17 protein-coding genes, 3 tRNA genes and 1 pseudogene are annotated in these 21,152 nt (G+C 69.7%); 12 read left to right on the top strand and 9 right to left on the bottom strand.

Annotation, left to right across the window (positions count from 1 at the left end; translation table 11 throughout):
• Positions 1-17: 17 nt before the first annotated feature.
• The 3 genes from hrpA (at position 18) to QF030_RS20710 (ending at position 4,543) form a co-directional block, all read left to right on the top strand.
• Positions 18-3,986 carry an ATP-dependent RNA helicase HrpA gene (gene hrpA / locus QF030_RS20700; RefSeq protein WP_307164153.1) on the top strand — a complete coding sequence of 1,323 codons (3,969 nt, stop codon included), beginning with the start codon at positions 18-20 and terminating at the stop codon, positions 3,984-3,986.
• Positions 3,987-4,080: 94 nt separating this feature from the next.
• A tRNA-Asp gene (locus tag QF030_RS20705) sits at positions 4,081-4,155 on the top strand.
• Positions 4,156-4,351: 196 nt separating this feature from the next.
• The gene (locus tag QF030_RS20710; RefSeq protein WP_307164154.1) at positions 4,352-4,543 is read left to right on the top strand and encodes a DUF6274 family protein; all 192 of its coding nucleotides are present in this window, start codon (positions 4,352-4,354) and stop codon (positions 4,541-4,543) included.
• 478 nt (positions 4,544-5,021) lie between these two features.
• Here QF030_RS20710 and bldC read toward each other — a convergent pair whose 3' ends face one another.
• Together bldC and QF030_RS20720 are read right to left on the bottom strand one after the other, a co-directional pair.
• On the bottom strand, positions 5,022-5,228 hold the full coding sequence (gene bldC / locus QF030_RS20715) for a developmental transcriptional regulator BldC (RefSeq protein ID WP_003949541.1): 207 nt from the start codon (positions 5,226-5,228) through the stop codon (positions 5,022-5,024).
• Positions 5,229-5,829: 601 nt separating this feature from the next.
• Positions 5,830-6,672: a hypothetical protein gene (locus QF030_RS20720; protein ID WP_307164155.1), complete on the bottom strand. Its 843-nt coding sequence runs from the start codon at positions 6,670-6,672 to the stop codon at positions 5,830-5,832.
• A gap of 188 nt (positions 6,673-6,860) precedes the next feature.
• On the opposite strand from QF030_RS20720, the gene QF030_RS20725 reads away from it, so the two are divergent.
• Entirely contained in the window at positions 6,861-7,961 is a 1,101-nt protein-coding gene (locus QF030_RS20725) for a Leu/Phe/Val dehydrogenase (RefSeq protein WP_307164156.1), read from the top strand.
• 310 nt (positions 7,962-8,271) lie between these two features.
• Positions 8,272-8,532, top strand: a complete 261-nt coding sequence (locus QF030_RS20730) for a DUF3073 domain-containing protein (RefSeq protein WP_307164157.1) — start codon at positions 8,272-8,274, stop codon at positions 8,530-8,532.
• Positions 8,533-8,634: 102 nt separating this feature from the next.
• On the opposite strand, the gene purM is transcribed toward QF030_RS20730, so the two are convergent.
• The 7 genes from purM to purS all read right to left on the bottom strand — a co-directional run bounded on the left by purM (position 8,635) and on the right by purS (position 16,219).
• The gene (gene purM, locus QF030_RS20735; RefSeq protein WP_307164158.1) at positions 8,635-9,735 is read right to left on the bottom strand and encodes a phosphoribosylformylglycinamidine cyclo-ligase; all 1,101 of its coding nucleotides are present in this window, start codon (positions 9,733-9,735) and stop codon (positions 8,635-8,637) included.
• Positions 9,736-9,777: 42 nt separating this feature from the next.
• Complete coding sequence (gene purF / locus QF030_RS20740; RefSeq protein ID WP_307164159.1) at positions 9,778-11,304, bottom strand: amidophosphoribosyltransferase; 1,527 nt, start codon at positions 11,302-11,304, stop codon at positions 9,778-9,780.
• 253 nt (positions 11,305-11,557) lie between these two features.
• A complete protein-coding gene (locus QF030_RS20745; protein WP_307164160.1) occupies positions 11,558-11,992 on the bottom strand; it encodes an META domain-containing protein in 435 nt (144 codons plus the stop codon).
• A gap of 94 nt (positions 11,993-12,086) precedes the next feature.
• Positions 12,087-12,884, bottom strand: coding sequence for a maleylpyruvate isomerase family mycothiol-dependent enzyme (locus QF030_RS20750; protein ID WP_307164161.1), 798 nt, complete (start codon positions 12,882-12,884; stop codon positions 12,087-12,089).
• Positions 12,885-13,014: 130 nt separating this feature from the next.
• Positions 13,015-15,273 carry a phosphoribosylformylglycinamidine synthase subunit PurL gene (gene purL / locus QF030_RS20755; RefSeq protein ID WP_307164162.1) on the bottom strand — a complete coding sequence of 753 codons (2,259 nt, stop codon included), beginning with the start codon at positions 15,271-15,273 and terminating at the stop codon, positions 13,015-13,017.
• Complete coding sequence (gene purQ, locus QF030_RS20760) at positions 15,270-15,950, bottom strand: phosphoribosylformylglycinamidine synthase subunit PurQ (protein ID WP_307164163.1); 681 nt, start codon at positions 15,948-15,950, stop codon at positions 15,270-15,272. The genes purL and purQ overlap by 4 nt, the downstream gene beginning before the upstream one ends.
• Positions 15,947-16,219: a phosphoribosylformylglycinamidine synthase subunit PurS gene (gene purS / locus QF030_RS20765; RefSeq protein ID WP_307164164.1), complete on the bottom strand. Its 273-nt coding sequence runs from the start codon at positions 16,217-16,219 to the stop codon at positions 15,947-15,949. Before purS ends, purQ begins: the two co-directional genes overlap by 4 nt.
• 363 nt (positions 16,220-16,582) lie before the next feature.
• On the opposite strand from purS, the gene QF030_RS20770 reads away from it, so the two are divergent.
• The 7 genes and pseudogenes from QF030_RS20770 to QF030_RS20800 all read left to right on the top strand — a co-directional run bounded on the left by QF030_RS20770 (position 16,583) and on the right by QF030_RS20800 (position 21,143).
• Complete coding sequence (locus QF030_RS20770) at positions 16,583-16,900, top strand: histone-like nucleoid-structuring protein Lsr2 (RefSeq protein WP_054242238.1); 318 nt, start codon at positions 16,583-16,585, stop codon at positions 16,898-16,900.
• 153 nt (positions 16,901-17,053) lie between these two features.
• A tRNA-Gly gene (locus QF030_RS20775) sits at positions 17,054-17,125 on the top strand.
• Positions 17,126-17,205: 80 nt separating this feature from the next.
• Positions 17,206-17,278 (top strand) — tRNA-Gly (locus QF030_RS20780).
• A gap of 173 nt (positions 17,279-17,451) precedes the next feature.
• On the top strand, positions 17,452-18,405 hold the full coding sequence (locus QF030_RS20785) for an ABC transporter ATP-binding protein (protein WP_307164165.1): 954 nt from the start codon (positions 17,452-17,454) through the stop codon (positions 18,403-18,405).
• Positions 18,402-19,219, top strand: a pseudogene (locus QF030_RS20790) (ABC transporter permease). The gene QF030_RS20785 and the pseudogene QF030_RS20790 overlap by 4 nt, the downstream one beginning before the upstream one ends.
• A gap of 65 nt (positions 19,220-19,284) precedes the next feature.
• Positions 19,285-20,538, top strand: a complete 1,254-nt coding sequence (locus QF030_RS20795; RefSeq protein WP_307164166.1) for a sensor histidine kinase — start codon at positions 19,285-19,287, stop codon at positions 20,536-20,538.
• Positions 20,535-21,143 (top strand): response regulator transcription factor, encoded by a 609-nt coding sequence (locus QF030_RS20800; RefSeq protein WP_307164167.1) that lies wholly within the window; start codon positions 20,535-20,537, stop codon positions 21,141-21,143. Before QF030_RS20795 ends, QF030_RS20800 begins: the two co-directional genes overlap by 4 nt.
• Positions 21,144-21,152: the final 9 nt, after the last annotated feature.

The raw sequence follows: 21,152 nt of genomic DNA on the forward strand, positions 1-21,152 counted from the left end.
GAGATCCTGGATCGCGTATGTCTACGCACCCCACTCCCGGCGCCTCCGCTCCGGGCACCCCCGCCCTCGGTGACCTCGCCTCCCGCCTGACCGAGCTGTCCCTGCGCGACGCGCACCGGCTCGGGCGCAGGCTCGAAGGCGCGCGCAAGATCCGCAAGCCGGAGACCCGTGCCGCCGTCCTCGCCGAGATCGAGGCGGAGGTCGCACAGGTCGAGGAGCGGATGGTCCTGCGGCGCGGCCGGGTACCCGCCGTCTCGTACCCCGAGCAGCTCCCCGTCAGCCAGAAGAAGGACGAGATCGCGGCCGCCATCCGTGATCACCAGGTCGTCATCGTCGCCGGTGAGACCGGGTCCGGCAAGACCACCCAGATCCCCAAGATCTGTCTCGAACTGGGGCGCGGCGTCCGCGGCATGATCGGGCACACGCAGCCCCGCCGGATCGCCGCCCGCACCGTCGCCGAGCGGGTCGCGGAGGAACTCAGCACACCCCTCGGCGAGGCCGTCGGCTGGAAGGTGCGGTTCACCGACCAGGTGAACCCGGACGCCACCTTCGTGAAGCTGATGACGGACGGCATCCTGCTCGCGGAGATCCAGACCGACCGTGAGCTGCGCGCGTACGACACGATCATCATCGACGAGGCCCACGAGCGGTCCCTCAACATCGATTTCCTGATGGGCTACCTGGCCCAGCTGCTCCCCCGCCGCCCGGACCTCAAGGTCGTCATCACCTCCGCGACCATCGACCCGGAACGCTTCTCCCGGCACTTCGGCGAAGCCCCGATCGTCGAGGTCAGCGGGCGGACGTATCCGGTGGAGGTCCGTTACCGGCCGCTCCTCGAAGAGGACGCCGAGGACGCCGACCGCGACCAGATCACCGCGATCACCGACGCCGTGGAAGAGCTCATGGGCGAGGGGAAGGGCGACATCCTCGTCTTCCTCTCCGGTGAACGGGAGATCCGGGACACGTCCGACGCGCTGGAGAAGAAGAAGTACCGCTTCACCGAGGTGCTGCCCCTCTACGCCCGGCTCTCGCACGCCGAGCAGCACCGGGTCTTCCAGCAGCACACGGGCCGCAGGATCGTTCTGGCGACGAACGTGGCCGAGACGTCCCTGACCGTCCCGGGCATCAAGTACGTCATCGATCCCGGCTTCGCCCGGATCAGCCGCTACAGCCACCGCACCAAGGTCCAGCGGCTGCCCATCGAGCCGATCTCGCAGGCCAGCGCGAACCAGCGCAAGGGCCGCTGCGGCCGGACCAGCGACGGCATCTGCATCCGGCTGTACGACGAGGACGACTTCCTCGCCCGTCCGGAGTTCACGGACGCGGAGATCCTCCGTACCAACCTGGCGAGCGTCATCCTCCAGATGACCGCGGCGGGCCTCGGCGACATCGAGAAGTTCCCCTTCATCGACCCGCCGGACCACCGCAACATCCGCGACGGCGTACAGCTGCTCCAGGAGCTGAACGCGCTGGACCCGGCCGAGAAGGACCCCCGTCGGCGGCTCACCCAGACCGGCCGCAAACTGGCCCAGCTGCCCGTCGACCCGCGCCTCGCCCGCATGGTGCTGGAGGCCGACAAGAACGGCTGTGTGCGCGAGGTCATGGTGATAGCCGCCGCGCTGTCCATCCAGGACCCGCGTGAGCGCCCGGCCGACAAGCAGACCCAGGCCGACCAGCAGCACGCCCGCTTCAAGGACGAGACGAGCGACTTCCTCGCCTATCTCAACCTGTGGCGGTACGTCCGCGAGCAGCAGAAGGAGCGGGGGTCCTCCTCCTTCCGGCGTATGTGCAAGCAGGAGTACCTGAACTTCCTGCGCATCCGTGAGTGGCAGGACATCTACACACAGCTCCGCACGGTCGCCAAACAGATGGGGATCCATCTGAACGAGGAGGACGCGCCCGAACAGAGTGTCCACGTCTCGCTCCTCGCCGGCCTGCTCTCGCACATCGGCATGAAGGACGTGAAGGACGGCAACAAGAACGAGTACCTGGGCGCGCGGAGCGCCAAGTTCGCGATCTTCCCGGGTTCGTCCCTCTTCAAGAAGCAGCCGCGCTTCGTCATGTCCGCCGAGCTGGTGGAGACGAGCCGTCTCTGGGCCCGCGTCAACGCGCGGATCGAGCCGGAGTGGGTCGAGCCGCTCGCCGGGCACCTGCTGAAGCGCACGTACAGCGAGCCGCGCTGGGAGAAGGACCAGGCCGCCGTGATGGCGGACGAGAAGGTCACGCTGTACGGCGTCCCGATCATCGCCCAGCGGAAGGTCAACTACGGCCGGATCGACCCGGAGACCTCCCGCGACCTGTTCATCCGCAATGCGCTGGTCGAGGGCGACTGGCGCACGCACCACAAGTTCTTCGCCGACAACCGCCGGCTCCTCAGCGAGGTCGAGGAGTTGGAGCACCGTGCCCGGCGCCGGGACATCGTGGTGGACGACGAGACGCTGTTCGACTTCTACGACCAGCGGGTGCCCGAACACGTCGTGTCCGGCGCGCACTTCGACTCCTGGTGGAAGCACAAGCGGCACGAGGAGCCCGAGTACCTGGACTTCGAGCGGGAGATGCTCATCCGGGAGTCGGCGGAAGCGGTCACCAAGGCCGACTATCCGGACTCCTGGCGCCAGGGTCAGCTCAAGTTCCGGGTCACCTACCAGTTCGAGCCGGGCGCGGACGCGGACGGCGTGACCGTCCACATCCCGCTCCAGGTCCTCAACCAGGTCACGGACGAGGGCTTCGACTGGCAGATCCCGGGCCTGCGGGAGGAGGTCGTCACGGAGCTGATCCGTTCCCTCCCCAAGCCGATCCGCCGCCACTACGTACCGGCGCCGAACTTTGCGAAGCGTTTCCTGGACAGTGCGGTGCCCCTGCAGGAGCCGCTCACGACGACCATGGCGCGTGAGCTGAGGCGCATGGTCGGCGTCCCGTTCGAGGCCGAGGACTTCGACTGGTCGCGGCTCCCCGACCATCTGAGGATCACCTTCCGGATCGTCGACGAGCGGCGCCGCAAGCTGGCCGAGGACAAGGACCTCGAGACCCTGAAGCTCCGGCTGAAACCGAAGGCGAGGCAGGCCATCTCGCAGGCGGCCGCGGCCATCGCCGAGCGGCAGGGCGGCGAGTCGCTGGAGCGTTCGGGCCTGACGGACTGGACGATCGGCTCGCTCACCCGCGTCTTCGAGACCCGCCGCGCGGGCCAGCCGGTGAAGGCGTACCCGGCGCTCGTCGACGACGGGGACACCGTGTCCGTGCGCCTCTTCGACACGGAGGCGGAGCAGGCGGAGGCGATGTGGAAGGGCACGCGTCGGCTGATCCTTCGCTCCATCCCGGTCAACCCGGCAAAGTTCGCATCCGAGAAGCTGACGAACGCCCAGAAGCTGGCGCTGTCCGCGAATCCGCACGGTTCGATCCAGGCACTGTTCGACGACTGCGCGACGGCGGCGGCGGACCGGTTGATCGCCGACTTCGGCGGTCCGGCCTGGGACGAGGAGTCGTACCGCAAGCTCTACGACAAGGTGCGCGCGGAGATCGTCGACACGACGGTGCGGACGGTCGGGCAGGTGCAGCAGGTCCTGGCCGCCTGGCAGGCCTGTGAACGCCGCCTGAAGGGCGTACGCAGCCCCGTGCTGCTCGCGAACCTGGCCGACGTGCGCACACAGCTGGACGCCCTCGTGAAGCCGGGCTTCGTGACGTCGGCGGGGCTGCGCCGCCTGCCCGACCTCATGCGCTACCTGGTGGCCGCGGACCGGCGCCTCCAGCAGATGCCGACCGGCGTCCAGCGGGACACCAGCCGCATGGAGAAGGTCCACGAGATGCAGGACGAGTACGCGTGGCTGCTGGAGCAGCTGCCGCGGGGCCGGCCGGTTCCCCAGCAGGTCCTGGACATCCGGTGGATGATCGAGGAGCTCCGGGTCAGCTATTTCGCCCACGCGCTGGGCACGGCGTACCCCGTCTCCGACAAGCGGATCGTGAAGGCGATCGACGCGCTGGCGCCGTGACGGCGCCCGCACGGAGGGTGAGTTCGACCGGCGGGCTCACCCTCCTGTACAGTCCTTCTCGCAGCACAGCGCAACATCAAGTGCCGCAAAACCTGGTCCTGTGGAGCAGTTTGGAGTGCTCGCCACCCTGTCAAGGTGGAGGCCGCGGGTTCAAATCCCGTCAGGACCGCAGTGAAGAGTGAGGCCCGCTTCCCCCTCGAGGGACGCGGGCCTCACTCGTGAGTGGCAGAGAGCCCGGATCTTCGGATCCGGGCTCTCTGCGTCGTCCGCCGGACGTTGTCCGCCGGTGTCTTGACGCCGTCACCCTTCCCCCGGTACCCCAGAAACCGGGGCCCGTTCCCGCGGGGCCCCGAGGGAGGTGGGGCATGGCGGCATCGGTCAGGCACGAGACACGGGCACTGCTTCGCGCACATCTGTCGGCCGCGACCCCTTACCGGCATCTGACCCGCCACTGTCCGATCTGCCACCGCTTGCTGCGGCTGGCGATGGACGGCGCCCCAGGGGGCACGGAGGCCCCTGAGAGGGCCGTGGAAGGCGAGAGCCCCTCGACGGCGTGACCCGAGCCCTCGCGACCGCCCCGCGCGCCGGCGCACGCGTCAACGGCCTTACCTGCGTGGGCAGCTGGAACGGGAGCTTCCCCTAGCGCACATGAGTCAGAGGCAACAAGGCTCCTGGCATGTGACGGGTGTCACGGCATGAGTTTTGAAAACCCGGGTTCTTACCAGGCTCCTACAACTGGTCAATTTTATATGTGCAATTGCACCACTCCGGAGGATGCCCCCCGGAACCCTCCCAGAGCCTCCCCAGACTCCGACAAGGCCGCGCACAGAGCCACCTGATACAACCCGTCGAGCGCCCGCAAGCAGCCCCGAGCACACAAAAAAGATCGCGCTGGACCCGGCGGAGTCCAGCGCGATCGACGACGTTCCGTGTGGGCGAGGGGCCTGTTGGGGCAGGACCCACGTCGCTTGTAGCTAGGTTTCGGGCGTCCGAACAGGTTGGGGGACCTGACGTGTTGCCCGGTTATTCACTTGTTCAGGCCTCGCTGCGCTGCTGCGGGATACCCGCAAGCAGTGCGCGGACCTCGGCCTCGCGATAACGGCGGTGTCCGCCGAGCGTACGAATCGATGTGAGCTTGCCGGCCTTCGCCCACCGCGTGACCGTCTTGGGGTCGACGCGGAACATGGTGGCGACCTCAGCGGGGGTCAGCAGCGGCTCAGCATCAGGGGTGCGAGCGGTCATGAGCGGCCTCCTCGGGAGAACCGAACCTTCTCGGTTCTTTCCTCTAAATTCTGCACCTTGACCCGCGTTGCCCGAAATGGCGGACGCGAGTCGAGTCGGTTATAGGACGAACGGCTTGTCCTCGGCACTACAACTACACCATCCGTCCAGCCGCGTCGGCCAAACCGATGGAATTGCCCCCCAGGTGTTCATCGGCGACGGAAGCCGATGGACCATGCCATAGCGGACAGTCACGCCACTGTGACGATCAGTCACAGGACGATCAGGAGGCATCAGTCCCCCCAAAGCGCTGCAATGCTGAGATTTCCCCCCACAGTGGAGCATAAGCAGGCGGACGGAGCCCTCCCCGGACTCCTTGTCCTATTTTGGCACGAGGAGGGGCAAGCGGCGCAAGGGTCGCGTACGTGCGTTCCATCACCCTTACGACATAAGCCCGGATCGGGACCTACGTCCCGTCAGTTCCGTGAAGTGCGGTTGACCGTACGCTGTTCCACTGGTTCACGGCCGTGACGTAGGTCACTATGGAAAGCGCTGTCGTATCTGTCACATCGTCAGCTCACAGCGGCCGCGGACCCCGCGGCCCCGCTCCCCGCGGCGGACGTCAGTTCGCGGAACGCCGCTCCCGGACCGACCGCCAGCGCTCCACGAGCCGCCCGTAGGCCTCGCCCGCCGCAGCGCCGTCCCCGGTCCGCAGCGCCTCGATGCCCTCGGCCACGTCCTTCGCCGAGTGATCGTCCTCCAGATCACCGGCCGGCAGCACATGCACCAGGCCGCCGTAATCCAGTTCCACCAGCGAACGCGGGTGGAACTCCTCGAGCCAGCGGCCCACGTCCACCAGGCCGTCGATGAGCGGCCCCTCGTCCATGGCGTCCTTCAGCGTCCGCAGCGACCGGGCCACCCGGCGCCGCGCCTGCACCATCGGGGTGCGGTAGCGCAGCACGGGGGGCACCTCCGCCGTCCCCTTCTCGTACTCCCGCTCCTCGTCGGAGACGAGCACGAACCAGTTGAGCGGCACCTGCCAGACGGCCGTACGGATCCACGGGCGGGCGTCGGGGTTGTGTTCCAGCCACCGCTCGTGGTCCTTGGCGGCCTCCTGGCGGACCACCTCGGGGAGCGCCGCCTCCAGGACCGGCCGGGGCAGCTCCTCGTCCAGCTCCGTCAGAGCCAGCCAGCCGCGCAGCCGGGTGCGCCAGGGGCAGACGCAGAGCACCCCGTCCACCTGGACGACGAACGCGTCGCCGCTCTCGTGCACGGGCACCGCGACCGGCGGGGTGGGCAGCAGATCGGCCAGCGAGCGGCGCAGCTCGTCCTGGTAGGTCGGGAGGTCGGGGCGGCCGGCGTAGCGCGTCCAGTGGGTGCGCTCGGGCTCAGCGAAGGCGGCCAGCGGCTCGTACACGCGCAGATAGACCGCGTACGGAACGATCACCGAGGACACCTTGGGCACGCCTGCTCCCTCCCCCATCGGCCGATCGGGAAACCCTGCGAATCGTCCCACGGCGGTACTCCGGGAGAAGGTGATCCCCGACACTGCGAGATCGGCGGGCCACGCAGGCTCTACTCTCAGTCCACAGGCCCCGCCACCCTTACGGTGCCTCCGTTCCGACCGCCGCTCGATACCCGGGAGTCACCACAGTGACCGACGTTTCCGGCGCACCTGCTGATGTACTGCACACCCTGTTCCACTCGGACCAGGGCGGTCATGAGCAAGTCGTGCTCTGCCAGGACCGCGCCAGCGGCCTCAAGGCCGTCATCGCCCTCCACTCCACCGCTCTGGGCCCCGCCCTCGGCGGCACCCGCTTCTACCCGTACGCGACCGAGGCGGAGGCCGTCGCCGACGCGCTGAACCTCGCGCGCGGCATGTCGTACAAGAACGCCATGGCCGGCCTGGACCACGGCGGCGGCAAGGCCGTGATCATCGGCGACCCCGACACGATCAAGACCGAGGCGCTGCTGCTCGCGTACGGCCGTTTCGTGGCCTCGCTCGGCGGCCGGTACGTGACCGCCTGCGACGTCGGCACCTATGTCGCCGACATGGACGTCGTGGCGCGCGAGTGCCGCTGGACGACCGGCCGCTCGCCCGAGAACGGCGGGGCCGGCGACTCGTCCGTGCTGACCGCCTTCGGCGTCTACCAGGGCATGCGGGCCTCCGCGCAGCACCTGTGGGGCGACCCGACGCTGCGGGGCCGTACGGTCGGCATCGCGGGCGTCGGCAAGGTCGGCCACCACCTGGTGGAGCACCTGCTGGCGGAGGGCGCCCAGGTCGTGATCACGGACGTGCGCCAGGAAGCCGTCCGGCGGATCGCCGACAAGCACCCCACGGTGCGGGTGGCCGCCGACACCGAACGCCTGATCGAGTTCGAGGGGCTCGACATCTACGCGCCCTGCGCGCTCGGCGGTGCGCTGAGCGACCACTCCGTGCCGGTGCTCACGGCGAAGATCGTCTGCGGCGCGGCCAACAACCAGCTCGCCCACCCGGGCGTGGAGAAGGACCTCGCCGACCGCGGGATCCTCTACGCGCCGGACTACGTGGTGAACGCCGGCGGGGTCATCCAGGTCGCCGACGAGCTGCACGGCTTCGACTTCGAGCGGTGCAGGGCGAAGGCCGCGAAGATCTTCGACACCACGCTCGCCATCTTCGCACGTGCGAAGGCGGACGGGATTCCGCCGGCCGCCGCGGCCGACCGGATCGCCGAGCAGCGCATGCACGAAGCCGCCCAGGCACGCGGCTGGTGACCCTCCCGTAGGGCTCCGCGGCGACCCGTCCGGGGGTTTCGGCGGTACCGCCGGGTGGAAAGTTGGAGAGAACTCTCACTCTTCCCGGCGGGTCGGCCGCCGATAAGTGGTTAAAATCGCCACTGACCAGCAAGGACGGGGCGACCGAACGGTGCTGCGCACACGCGCGTGCCACGGGCGACGTACCGTACGGGCGTGGGCTCAGGTACCGTGGGAGCCCTACGACGGGCTCTCCACGGAGGGGCCGTCCTGGATCATGAACGCGTGTCAACCTGGGGCCGTCGAGCCCCGTCGTTGAGGGGGTCGAGCCATGGGGCGCGGCCGGGCCAAGGCCAAGCAAGCGAAGGTCGCCCGCCAGCTGAAGTACAACAGCGGCGGGACAGATCTCTCGCGCCTGGCCGAAGAGCTGGGCGCATCGCCATCGAATATTCCGCCGAATGCTGAGCCATTCGAGGACGATGACGATGACGATGAGCAGGACGACGACCCGTACGCACGGTACGCCGAGCTGTACGGGGACGACGACGAGGATGACGGCGAGGACTCCTCGCAACACCGTCGCGGCGCTTGACCTCGTACTGAGCACCCGCCCGGTCGGTGACTTCGGTCACCGACCGGGTCTTGTGCTGCCTACGCGGCCCAGGGCCCGCCCGGTGGCGGGCCCGACGGAGCCTCAGCCGGCGTAGTTCCCGACCAGCTCCGCGCCCGTCGGGTGCTCGCCGCGTTCGGTGATCTCGCCGGCGACCCAGGCGTCCACGCCGCGGTCCGCCAGCGTCGCCAGGGCCACGTCCGTGGATTCCTCGGGCACGATCGCCATCATGCCGACGCCCATGTTCAGGGTCTTCTCCAGCTCCAGGCGCTCGACGGAGCCGGTCCTGCCGACCAGGTCGAAGATCGGGGCCGGGGTCCAGCTGGAGCGGTCCACGACGGCGTGCAGCCCGTCCGGGATCACCCGGGCCAGGTTGGCCGCGAGGCCGCCGCCGGTGATGTGCGAGAAGGCGTGGACGTCCGTGGTGCGGGTGAGCGCCAGACAGTCCAGCGAGTAGATCTTGGTGGGCTCCAGCAGCTCCTCGCCGAGGGTGCGGCCGAGCTCGTCGATCCGCGCCTCCAGGGACAGCCCGGCCTGCTTCAGCAGGACATGCCGGACCAGGGAGTACCCGTTCGAGTGAAGGCCGGACGCCGCCATGGCGATCACCGTGTCACCCGTGCGGATACGATCCGGGCCGAGCAGCCGGTCGGCCTCCACGACGCCGGTACCGGCCCCGGCGACGTCGAAGTCGTCCTCGCCCAGCAGACCCGGGTGCTCGGCCGTCTCGCCGCCGACCAGGGCGCAGCCGGCGAGCACACAGCCCTCGGCGATGCCCTTGACGATGGCGGCGACCCGCTCGGGGTGGACCTTGCCGACGCAGATGTAGTCGGTCATGAACAGCGGCTCGGCGCCGCACACCACGATGTCGTCCATGACCATGGCGACCAGGTCGTGGCCGATCGTGTCGTACACACCCAGCTGACGCGCGACGTCGACCTTGGTGCCGACGCCGTCCGTGGCGGAGGCGAGGAGCGGACGCTCGTAACGCTTGAGGGCGGAGGCGTCGAAGAGGCCGGCGAAGCCGCCGAGCCCACCGAGTACCTCGGGGCGCTGCGTCTTCTTCACCCACTCCTTCATCAGCTCGACGGCGCGGTCGCCCGCCTCGATGTCGACTCCGGCAGCGGCGTAGGACGCACCGGAAGCACTGCCCGTCGCCGGAGGGGACTGATCAGACACAGAAGACATTGCCTGGGATCTTTCGGGTTGGTGAAACGGGGCTCTGCGGCGCTACGGGCGACGGATGGCGTCAGCCGCGGCCGTGGCTGCGGGTCCCGCGGCCAGCTCGGTCTCCAGGAGCTGCTTGCCGAGCAGCTCGGGGTCCGGGAGATCCATCGGGTACTCGCCGTCGAAGCAGGCGCGGCAGAGATTCGGCTTGGCGATGGTGGTCGCCTCGATCATGCCGTCGATGGAGATGTAGGAGAGGGAGTCGGCGCCCAGGGAGGTGCCGATCTCGTCGATCGTCATGCCGTTGGCGATGAGCTCCGCACGCGTGGCGAAGTCGATGCCGAAGAAGCAGGGCCACTTCACGGGCGGCGAGGAGATCCGGATGTGGACCTCGGCCGCGCCCGCCTCGCGGAGCATGCGGACCAGGGCTCGCTGGGTGTTGCCGCGCACGATCGAGTCGTCGACGACGACCAGGCGCTTGCCCTTGATGACTTCCTTCAGCGGGTTCAGCTTCAGGCGGATACCGAGCTGGCGGATGGTCTGCGAGGGCTGGATGAACGTCCGCCCGACGTAGGCGTTCTTCACGAGACCCGCGCCGAAGGGGATGCCGGAGGCCTCCGCGTAACCGATGGCGGCGGGGGTGCCGGACTCCGGGGTCGCTATCACCAGGTCGGCGTCGACCGGCGCTTCCTTGGCCAGCTTGCGGCCCATCTCCACGCGGGAGAGGTACACGTTCCGGCCGGCGATGTCGGTGTCCGGACGGGCCAGGTACACGTACTCGAAGACGCAGCCCTTGGGCTTCGCTTCCGCGAACCGCGAGGTGCGCAGTCCGTTCTCGTCGATGGCGATGAACTCGCCGGGCTCGATCTCACGGACGTAGGCGGCGCCGCAGATGTCCAGGGCGGCGGACTCGGAGGCCACCACCCAGCCGCGCTCCAGGCGGCCGAGGACCAGCGGACGGATGCCCTGCGGGTCGCGGCCGGCGTAGAGGGTGTGCTCGTCCATGAAGACGAGCGAGAAGGCGCCCTTGACCTGCGGAAGGACCTGGTGGGCCGCCTCCTCGATGGTCAGGGGCTTGCCGTCCTCGTCGACCTGGGCCGCAAGCAGCGCGGTGAGCAGGTCGGTGTCGTTGGTCGCCGCGACGCGCGGGCTGCGGCCCTCCTGCTTGGGCAGGTCGGCGACCATCTCCGCGAGCTGGGCGGTGTTGACGAGATTGCCGTTGTGACCGAGCGCGATCGAGCCGTGCGCGGTCGCACGGAACGTCGGCTGGGCGTTCTCCCACACGGAGGCACCGGTGGTCGAGTAGCGGGCGTGTCCGACCGCGATATGACCCTGGAGCGAACCGAGCGAGGTCTCGTCGAAGACCTGGGACACGAGGCCCATGTCCTTGAAGACGAGGATCTGGGAGCCGTTGCTGACCGCGATTCCCGCGGATTCCTGACCCCGATGCTGTAGGGCGTAGAGCCCGAAGTAAGTGAGCTTGGCGACCTCTTCACCGGGAGCCCAGACTCCGAAGACGCCGCAAGCGTCCTGGGGTCCTTTCTCGCCGGGGAGCAGATCATGACTGAGTCGACCGTCACCACGTGGCACGCCTCCGAGTGTAGGCGAGATCGACCACTGGTCCGAATTGGGGATACCGACGGGTAACTCGATCATGCATCGGCCACCACTGCCAGGACTCACTCGTTTGCGCAGGTCAATGGCCGAATTGCTGATCCAATGGGCGGTCGGGCGCGCCTCGGCGGCGACCGGCCCGGCGCCCGTTCCGCAGGCGCGAGTGAGGTGTCGCACACCATCGGGGCCGGCGGGCGCGCTCCACCGGAGCCGCAGGGCCGGCCGGACGTCATTTCCTGGTCAGCAGGACCTGATCGCCGTCGGCCGTGGCGAGCGTCAGCGTGGTCCCGTCGACCTCGGTGCTGAGGGCGCCTTCGGCGAGGGTGCCGGCCAGCGTCCGCTCGAAGTCCATGGGCTGGGCCGCGCAGGCCATCCTGGTCGACCTGGCGTCGCTGAACCGGACGCTGTCACCCTCGACGGCGGCCTTCGCGGTGAAGTTGTTGCAGCCGTAACTGCCCGCCGCCCTGCCGTCCTGGATCTCGACATGCGCGCCGGCCGGGGCCCGGTGGGTGGTGCCGTCCACGGTGACGCTGTCGACGTTCCAGCGGACACCGGTGAGGGGCTGCTCGGCGCTCACCGCTCCGCTGCCGGGCCGCTCGCCCGCCTTCTCGCTGCCGCAGGCCGCGGCGAGCGGGATCAGCAGGAGGGCCGCGGTCAGCGTCATGCGCCGCTTGTACGTGTGCGTAGGGCTCTGCCTCTGCCGGTACATGCCGGTTCGACGGGGCGAGTGGGGCGATCGGTTCCCTCTGGGGTCGGATTCAGGACAGGAGGGGCAGCAGCGCCGTGAGGTCGGCCCGCTCGCCGCTCGCCGCGACCTTCGCCTGTTCCACGGCGTCCGGCCAGGTCACCCGGCCGGTCGCCAGCCGGATCCAGGTCAGCGGGTCGGTCTCGACGACGTTGGGCGGGGTGCCCCGGGTGTGCCGGGGGCCCTCGATGCACTGCACGACGGCGTACGGCGGGATCCGCACCTCCGTCGCGCCGCCGGGCGCCCTGAGGGCGAGGGCGTCGGCGAGCAGCCGGGTGGCGGCGGCGAGCGCCTGGCGGTCGTACGGGATGTCCAGGCCGGGGACCGCGGCGTTCAGGTCGTCGCTGTGGACGACGAGCTCGACGGTCCGGGTGACGAGGTAGTCGGCAAGGGTCATCGCGCCGGTGCGGGCGGCGAGGAGGCGGTCGCCGGGCGCGGTGGCGAGGGCCTCGGCGAAGCGCTCCTCGGTGCGGGCGAACAGGGCGTCCAGGTCGGGGTTCGCGTCGGCGAGATCCCGCGTGCCGTCGGAGATGTCGGCGGCCCGCCGGGCGGTGGCGAACGGCCACTCCAGGAGGGTGAGCTCCGCCTTCGCCGGCTCGTCCCGGTCGAGGTTGCGGCCGACGGTCGCCACCGCCATGGTCACGTGCGCGGCCAGGTCCCGTACGGTCCAGCCCGCCAGCCGCGTGGGCAGCGCGAGCTGCTCCGGGCCGAGACCGGCCACGGCCCGCCGTACGTTCCCGAACTGCGCGGTGACCGCGGCACGGATCTTGACGGGGTCGTACGCGCGCGTGCGCTTCCTGGCCGGGGGCATGGCGGTGAGCCTAGTGGGCGCCGGTGACACCGGGGCCGTCCCGGCCGGCGCGACCGTGCGACGGCCACGCCGAAGGCCCCGCCCGTGGGAACGGGCGAGGCCTCCAGCGCCGTACAGATGCCGCTGGTGCTTACGCGAGCAGCGCCGGGATGGTCTCCTCGTGGGCCTTGCGCAGTTCCTCGAGGGACAGCTCGAACTCGCCCTGGAGCTCGACCGTGTCACCGTCGACGACACCGATGCGGGTGACGGGCAGGCCGCGCGCCCCGCACATGTCGTTGAAGCGGAGCTCCTCGGAGCGCGGGACGGCCACCACGGCACGGCCCGCGGACTCGGAGAAGAGAAGCGTGAAGGCGTCGAGACCGTCCGGTACGACCAGCCGCGCGCCCTTGCCGCCGAGCAGCGCCGACTCGACGACCGCCTGGATCAGGCCGCCGTCGGACAGGTCGTGCGCGGCGTCGATCATGCCGTCGCGGGAGGCGGAGATCAGGATCTCGCCGAGCAGCCGCTCCCGCTCCAGGTCGACCTTCGGGGGCAGACCGCCGAGGTGGTCGTGGACGACCTGGGACCAGGCCGAGCCGCCGAACTCCTCACGGGTGTCGCCGAGGAGGTAGAGCAGCTGGCCCTCCTCCCGGAAGGCGACGGGTGTACGGCGCGCGACATCGTCGATCACGCCGAGCACGGCCACCACCGGGGTCGGGTGGATGGCCACCTCGCCCGTCTGGTTGTAGAGGGAGACGTTGCCGCCGGTCACCGGGGTGCCCAGCTGCTGACAGGCGTCCGCGAGGCCGCGGACGGCCTCCGCGAACTGCCACATGACCGCCGGGTCCTCGGGCGAGCCGAAATTCAGGCAGTCGGAGACGGCGAGCGGCTTGGCGCCGGTCGTCGCCACGTTCCGGTAGGCCTCGGAGAGGGCCAGCTGAGCGCCCGCGTACGGGTCAAGCTTGGCGTACCGGCCGTTGCCGTCGGTCGCGATGGCGACTCCGAGGCCGGTCTCCTCGTCGATCCGGATCATGCCCGAGTCCTCGGGCTGCGCGAGGACGGTGTTGCCCTGCACGAAGTGGTCGTACTGCGAGGTGATCCACTTCTTGGACGCCTGGTTGGGCGAGGCGACCAGCTTGAGCACCTGGTCCTTGAGCTCGGCGCCGGAGATGGGCCGGGGCAGCCGGTTCGCGTCGTCCGCCTGGAGCGCGTCCTGCCACTCCGGGCGGGCGTAGGGCCGCTCGTAGACCGGGCCGTCGTGGGCCACGGTCCGCGGGTCGACGTCGACGATCTTGCCGCCGTGCCAGAAGATCTCCAGCCGGTCGCCGTCGGTGACCTCACCGATGACGGTCGCGATGACGTCCCACTTGTCGCAGATCTCCAGGAACCGTTCGACCTTCGCCGGCTCGACGACCGCGCACATGCGCTCCTGCGACTCGCTCATGAGGATTTCCTCGGGAGAGAGGGTCGAGTCCCGCAGGGGTACGTCGTCCAGCGTCACGCGCATGCCGCCGGAGCCGTTGGAGGCCAGCTCGGACGTGGCGCAGGACAGGCCGGCCGCGCCGAGGTCCTGGATGCCGACGACGAGCTTCTCCCGGAAGGCCTCCAGCGTGCACTCGATGAGCAGCTTCTCCTGGAAGGGGTCGCCCACCTGCACGGCCGGTCGCTTCGACGGCTTGGCGTCGTCGAAGGTCTCGGAGGCGAGGATCGACGCGCCGCCGATGCCGTCGCCGCCGGTCCTGGCCCCGTAGAGGATGACCTTGTTGCCTGCGCCGGACGCCTTCGCGAGGTGGATGTCCTCGTGCCGCATCACGCCGATGGCACCGGCGTTGACCAGCGGGTTTCCCTGGTAGCAGGCGTCGAAGACGACCTCGCCGCCGATGTTCGGCAGGCCCAGGCAGTTGCCGTAGCCGCCGATGCCGGCGACGACGCCGGGAAGGACACGCTTGGTGTCGGGGTGGTCGGCGGCGCCGAAGCGCAGCGGGTCCACGACCGCGACCGGACGCGCACCCATCGCGATGATGTCGCGGACGATGCCGCCCACGCCCGTGGCCGCGCCCTGGTAGGGCTCGACGTACGACGGGTGGTTGTGCGACTCCACCTTGAAGGTGACCGCGTAGCCCTGGCCGACGTCGACGACGCCCGCGTTCTCGCCGATGCCCACGAGCAGCGCGTCGGACTGGGGGGCCTTCTCGCCGAACTGGCGGAGGTGGACCTTGGAGGACTTGTACGAGCAGTGCTCGGACCACATGACGGAGTACATGGCGAGCTCGGCGCCGGTGGGACGGCGGCCGAGGATCTCCAGGACGCGCTCGTACTCGTCCTTCTTCAGACCGAGTTCGGCCCAGGGCAGCTCGACGTCGGGGGTCTCGGCCGCGTGCTCGACCGTGTCCAGAGGCGTCCGGCTCATGCGTTGACCAGCTTCTTGAGGATCGAGGTGAAGAACGGGAGGCCGTCGGTGCGGCCGGACCCGACGAGGGGCTCGACGGCGTGCTCCGGGTGCGGCATGAGACCGACGACGTTGCCGGCCTCGTTGGTGATGCCGGCGATGTCACGGAGGCTGCCGTTGGGGTTCACGTCCAGGTAGCGGAAGACGACCCGGCCCTCGGCCTCGAGCTTGTCGAGGGTGTGCTCGTCGGCGACGTACCGGCCGTCCATGTTCTTCAGCGGGATGTGGATCTCCTGCCCCGCCTCGTAGTCGGCGGTCCAGGCGGTCCCCGCGTTCTCCACCCGCAGCTTCTGGTCGCGGCAGATGAAGTGGAGGTGGTCGTTGCCGAGCATCGCGCCGGGCAGCAGGTGGGCCTCGGTGAGGATCTGGAAGCCGTTGCAGATGCCGAGGACCGGAAGCCCGGCCTTCGCCTGCTCGATGACCGTCTCCATCACCGGCGAGAAGCGCGCGATGGCGCCGGCGCGCAGATAGTCCCCGTAGGAGAAACCACCGCACAGCACCACGGCGTCGACCTGATGGAGGTTCTTGTCCTTGTGCCAGAGAGCGACGGGTTCGGCACCCGCGAGCCGGATCGCACGCTGAGTGTCCCGGTCGTCAAGGCTGCCCGGGAAAGTGACGACGCCAATACGAGCGGTCACTTCGCGGCCCCCGCGGCTGCTTCTTCGGACTCGACCTTCACGATGAAGTCCTCGATCACGGTGTTCGCGAGGAAGGATTCCGCAAGATCGTGGATGCGGGCGAGGGCGGCCTCGTCGACCGGCCCGTCAACTTCCAGTTCGAATCGCTTTCCCTGACGTACGTCGGAGATGCCCTCGAAACCCAGCCGCGGCAGTGCGCGCTGCACCGCCTGGCCCTGGGGGTCGAGGATCTCCGGCTTGAGCATGACGTCGACTACGACGCGTGCCACTGGCACTCCCGGTGGTGTGGTGCTGAGCAGGTGCCTGCGGGTGTCTCCAACAGGTGTCTTCAGACTACCCGTACAAAATTTCTACGCGAGTAGAGTTGTAGGAAACTACGTGATGGCCATCACGATCAGGTATCGGACCAGTGCCTTCGCGAAAATTTCAGGGAAAGATCCGGGGTGCACCGACGTTCCCTATTGCCCTGGGACACGCGGGCAGATTTAGTCGAGCTTCACAATGCAATGCCGGGCACTGTACAAATGAATTGGCAATAGCCGATACTTTGCCCCATAACAGGCGGACAGTCGACATCTCCATGACGTCCTCGCACGTCATCGCAGAGCTGTCGCACGAAGGGACCGATATTCGTGGCGCAGAAGGTCGTGGTCACTCTCTTTGACGACATCGACGGCTCGGAAGCGGCGGAAACGATCGCCTTCGGACTCGACGGCAAGTCGTACGAGATCGACCTGAATGAAGCCAATGCCGAAAAACTGCGTAAGGCTCTCGAGCCCTACGTGGACGCCGGCCGCAAGCGGTCGAGGTCCGGCAAGGCGTACAAGCAGACGGAGGTCGCCCCCGACCCCGCGGCCGTCCGGGCCTGGGCCCAGGCCAACAAGCTGGAGGTGCCGGCGCGCGGCCGCATCCCCAAGAAGGTCTACGAGGCGTTCGCCGACGCCCAGTGAGCCGACGGCGGTGATCGGCTCACCCCGGACCGCGGGCCGACGGCCGGTCACGGGCCCCTCGGACGTACCGACTTGCGCTGCACCCCTCCTGGTCAGCTAGAGTCTGGAGCACGCCGAGGGGCAAGGCCGAAAAGCCCGGCTCACGGAGTACACGCGGGTGTAGTTCAGTAGTAGAACATCCCCCTTCCAGGGGGAAGGCGCAGTGTGCGATCCCTGTCACCCGCTCTGCATGACCTGTCTGACCACTGTCGTGGATCAGGTAGGGTGGTGCTCGCGCCGATCGGTGAAAGCCGGTCGGAGGCAATGCGGACGTAGCTCAGTTGGTAGAGCGCAACCTTGCCAAGGTTGAGGTCGCGAGTTCGAGCCTCGTCGTCCGCTCGGGAATCAGACCCCGGTCCTCTGGACCGGGGTCTTTTCGTGCGTCCTGACGGGGTGCGCGACCGCAGTGCCCGACCGGCGGTGCGCGACCCGAGGGGCCGTCTGACATTTGTCATACGGAGTGGTGACAGCTCGCACTGCTGCCGGCCTCCGCCCGCGGGGACGCTTGGGGCATGGACACGAATGAACGCGTGATGGAGGTCACCGACCTCCGGCGTGTGTACGGGGGCGGGTTCGAAGCGGTGCGTGGGATCTCCTTCCACGTCGACCGCGGTGAGATCTTCGCGCTGCTCGGCACCAACGGCGCCGGAAAGACATCGACGGTCGAGTTGCTGGAGGGGCTCGCGCGCCCCGACGGCGGGCGGATCAGAGTTCTGGGCCACGATCCGTACACCGAGCGGGCCGCCGTCCGGCCGCGCACCGGCGTGATGCTCCAGGAGGGCGGCTTCCCCTCCGAACTGACCGTCGCCGAGACCGCCCGCATGTGGGCCGGCTGTGTGAGCGGCGCCCGTCCCGTCGGAGAGGCGCTGGCGCTGGTCGGGCTCGCCGCGCGGGCCGACGTCCGGGTCAAGCAGCTGTCCGGCGGTGAGCGGCGGCGCCTCGACCTGGCGCTCGCGGTCCTCGGCGAACCCGAGGTGCTGTTCCTCGACGAGCCGACGACCGGCCTGGACGCCGAGGGGCGCCGGGACACCTGGGCCCTGGTGCGCGCGCTGCGCGACGCCGGTACGACGGTGCTGCTGACCACGCACTACCTGGAGGAGGCGGAGAACCTCGCCGACCGGCTGGCCATCCTGCACGAAGGCCGTATCGCGGCCGCCGGGACACCCGCCGAGGTGACCGGCGGCCAGCCGTCCCGGATCACCTTCGAACTGCCCGAGGGGTACTTCGTGGGCGATCTGCCTCCGCTGGGCGAGCTGGGGGTGTGCGGTCACGAGATCGACGGGCGCGTCATACGGCTGCGCACCCGGGAGCTCCAGCGGGCGGCCACCGGACTCCTGGTGTGGGCCGAGCGGGCCCAGGTCGCGCTGCGGAGGCTGGACGTGCGGTCGGCCTCGCTGGAGGAGGCGTTCCTGGGGATCGCCCGGGAGGCGTCGAAGAGCGACGAGACCGAGGAGGTCGCGGCATGAGCGGGGCAACGGTGAAGGACTCGGCGGCCCGTGCGGGCGGCCGTTCGGTCACGACTCCCGCGAGCCGGATGGCCGCCCTCGCGCGCGCCGAGCTGACGCTGCTCGGGCGGAGCAAGAGCACGATCATCGCGCGGCCGTCTTCATTCCGCTGGTGCTGCCGGTGAGCCTGGCGTCGGTGGTCGAGGACATGGACGTGGAGGACGTCGGGCTCAGCGCCGGCCTGGTGCTGCTGCCCGCCGCCATCGGTTTCTCGCTGCTGTTCGGGGTGTATTCGGCGCTGACGGCCATCTACACGGCCCGGCGCGAGGAACTGGTGCTGAAGCGGCTGCGGACCGGTGAGCTGCGGGACCCCGAGATCCTTGGCGGGTCGGCGCTGCCCGTCGTCGCCACGGGGCTGGTGCAGTCCCTGGTGCTGGTGGCCGGCACCACGGTCCTGCTCGATGTGCCGGCCCCGAAGGCGCCCCATCTCGCGGTCCTGGGCCTGTTGTCGGGCCTGGCGATGTGCGCGGCGCTCGCGGCCGTCACGGCGGTGGTGACCCGGACCGTGGAGAGCGCGCAGGTCACCACCATGCCCATGGTGCTCCTGTCGATGATGGGTTCCGGCGTGACCGTCCCCCTGGAAATGCTGCCCGACCGGCTCGCCTCCGTCTGCGAACTGCTGCCGCTGTCCCCGGTGATCACCCTGATACGCGGCGGCTGGACCGGAAGCCTGTCGGCGTACGAGGCCCTGGGCGCCCTGGCGACCGCACTGGCCTGGACCCTGCTGGCGGTGTTTGCTGTACGGCGGTGGTTCCGATGGGAGCCCCGGCGCTGACCCCGCCGCGGCCGCACGGGGACGAGCCGGGATCCCGGCGGGCTGAACAACAGGGGGAGGCAAGGATGTTGGGCCGCATTCGGGGGTGGCAGCGGCGTCACTGGCGGGACCGCAGCAAGGCTGAGCGGGTCGAGTTGCAGACCCTGGGCACCTGGTACTTCACCGCCTGGTTCTTCTCCTTCGCCTGGCTGGCGCTGCCCTTGGTGGGCGGGCTGGACAGGCGTCCCGGGCCGCTGCTCGTCGGCGGGCTGCTCATGCTGACGGCCGCCCTCCAGTGCGCCGAGGCGAACCGTCTGACGCGGCCCGTCCTCGATCACTACCTCCGGCGCGCCGAGCTGCCGCCTCGCGCGCTGTATCCCGCGGCCGGGCTGCTGGCCCTCGGACTGGCGCTGGCCCTGGTGCTCGCCGTGGTGGGCGGCGCCGACCCGGTGACGACCCGGCTCTGCATGGGAGCCGCGATGCTGCCCTTCGGGATGCTGTACGGACTCGTGGTGCCCATCCGGCGGTTCCTGCGGCACTCCGCCCTGTTCGCCGTGGTCCTCATGGCCGCCTTCGGCTGGGCCGAACCGGATGCGGCGGGGATCTTCATGGTCGGGTTGCTGACCGCCTTCGCGACCTGCTTCTCGCTGTTCGCCTGCCGCTGCAGCGCCTGGAACCTGGCGGTGCTGTGGGAGGCGGACCGGGCCGGGGAGGTCGAGGCCCGGCTCGCCGTCGCCGAGGAACGGCTGCGGTTCGGACGGGATCTGCACGACGTGATGGGGCGCAACCTGGCGGTGATCGCGCTGAAGAGCGAGCTGGCCGTGCAGCTGGCCAGGCGCGGGCGGCCGGAGGCCGTGGAGCAGATGATCGAGGTGCAGCGGATAGCGCAGGATTCGCAGCGGGAGGTGCGCGCTGTCGTGCGGGGCTACCGGGAGGCCGATCTCGGAGTCGAACTTGCCGGAGCCCAAGGAGTGTTGAGGGCGGCGGGCATCGCGTGCGAGGTGAGCGGGGAGGCGGGCGGGCTGCCCGCCGAGGTGCAGTCGGCGCTCGGCTGGGTGGTGCGGGAGACCACCACCAATGTGCTGCGGCACGGAGACGCCGGGCGCTGCGCTGTGGCGTTGCGGACAGAGGAGGGACGCGTGGTGCTGACGGTGGAGAACGACGGCGCCGGGCCCTCCACCACCGGGAACGGCGACGGGTCGGGGCTGACCGGGCTGCGGGAGCGGCTACGGGGCGTCGACGGGACGCTGGAGGCCGGATTCGTCGGGACGGGCCTCTTCCGGGTCGTCGCCGAGGTTCCGTTGAGCGGAAAGGCCGCTGTGAGAGAGGGCGCTTCATGACCGTGCGGGTGCTGCTCGCCGACGACGAACATCTGATCCGGGGTGCGCTGGCCGCGCTGCTCTCCCTGGAGGACGACCTGGTGATCGTCGCCGAGGCGGCCACCGGACCGGAGGCGCTGGCGATGGCGATGGCGCACCGGCCCGACGTCGCCGTCCTGGATCTGCAGATGCCGGGCACCGACGGTGTGAACGTCGCCACATCCCTGCGCGCCGAACTGCCCGACTGCCAGGCACTGATCGTCACCAGCCACGGCCGGCCCGGGCATCTCAAGCGGGCGCTCGCGGCGGGTGTGCGGGGATTCGTCCCGAAGACGGTGAGCGCACAGCGGCTCGCGGAGATCATCCGTACGGTGCACGCCGGGAACCGGTACGTCGACCCGGAGTTGGCGGCCGACGCGATCGCCGCCGGGGATTCACCGCTGACCTCGCGTGAGGCGGAGGTTCTCGAACTCGCCGCCGACGGGGCGCCCGTCGCGGAGATCGCCGAGCGGGCCGCGCTGTCCCAGGGGACCGTACGGAACTACCTGTCGTCGGCCGTCTCCAAGCTCGGGGCGGAGAACCGTCACGCGGCGGTGCGGCTCGCCCGGGAGCGGGGTTGGGTATAGTTGGCCTCG

This window comes from Streptomyces rishiriensis (assembly GCF_030815485.1).
Classification (GTDB): Bacteria; Actinomycetota; Actinomycetes; order Streptomycetales; family Streptomycetaceae; genus Streptomyces; species Streptomyces rishiriensis_A.

Coding starts and splice junctions, on each gene's coding strand:
- hrpA (WP_307164153.1), top strand. CDS start 18: ATGTCTACGCACCCCACTCCCGGCGCCTCCGCTCCGGGCACCCCCGCC.
- QF030_RS20710 (WP_307164154.1), top strand. CDS start 4,352: ATGGCGGCATCGGTCAGGCACGAGACACGGGCACTGCTTCGCGCACAT.
- bldC (WP_003949541.1), bottom strand. CDS start 5,228: ATGACCGCTCGCACCCCTGATGCTGAGCCGCTGCTGACCCCCGCTGAG.
- QF030_RS20730 (WP_307164157.1), top strand. CDS start 8,272: ATGGGGCGCGGCCGGGCCAAGGCCAAGCAAGCGAAGGTCGCCCGCCAG.
- purM (WP_307164158.1), bottom strand. CDS start 9,735: ATGTCTTCTGTGTCTGATCAGTCCCCTCCGGCGACGGGCAGTGCTTCC.
- QF030_RS20745 (WP_307164160.1), bottom strand. CDS start 11,992: ATGACGCTGACCGCGGCCCTCCTGCTGATCCCGCTCGCCGCGGCCTGC.
- QF030_RS20750 (WP_307164161.1), bottom strand. CDS start 12,884: ATGCCCCCGGCCAGGAAGCGCACGCGCGCGTACGACCCCGTCAAGATC.
- purL (WP_307164162.1), bottom strand. CDS start 15,273: ATGAGCCGGACGCCTCTGGACACGGTCGAGCACGCGGCCGAGACCCCC.
- QF030_RS20785 (WP_307164165.1), top strand. CDS start 17,452: ATGGACACGAATGAACGCGTGATGGAGGTCACCGACCTCCGGCGTGTG.
- QF030_RS20795 (WP_307164166.1), top strand. CDS start 19,285: ATGTTGGGCCGCATTCGGGGGTGGCAGCGGCGTCACTGGCGGGACCGC.
- QF030_RS20800 (WP_307164167.1), top strand. CDS start 20,535: ATGACCGTGCGGGTGCTGCTCGCCGACGACGAACATCTGATCCGGGGT.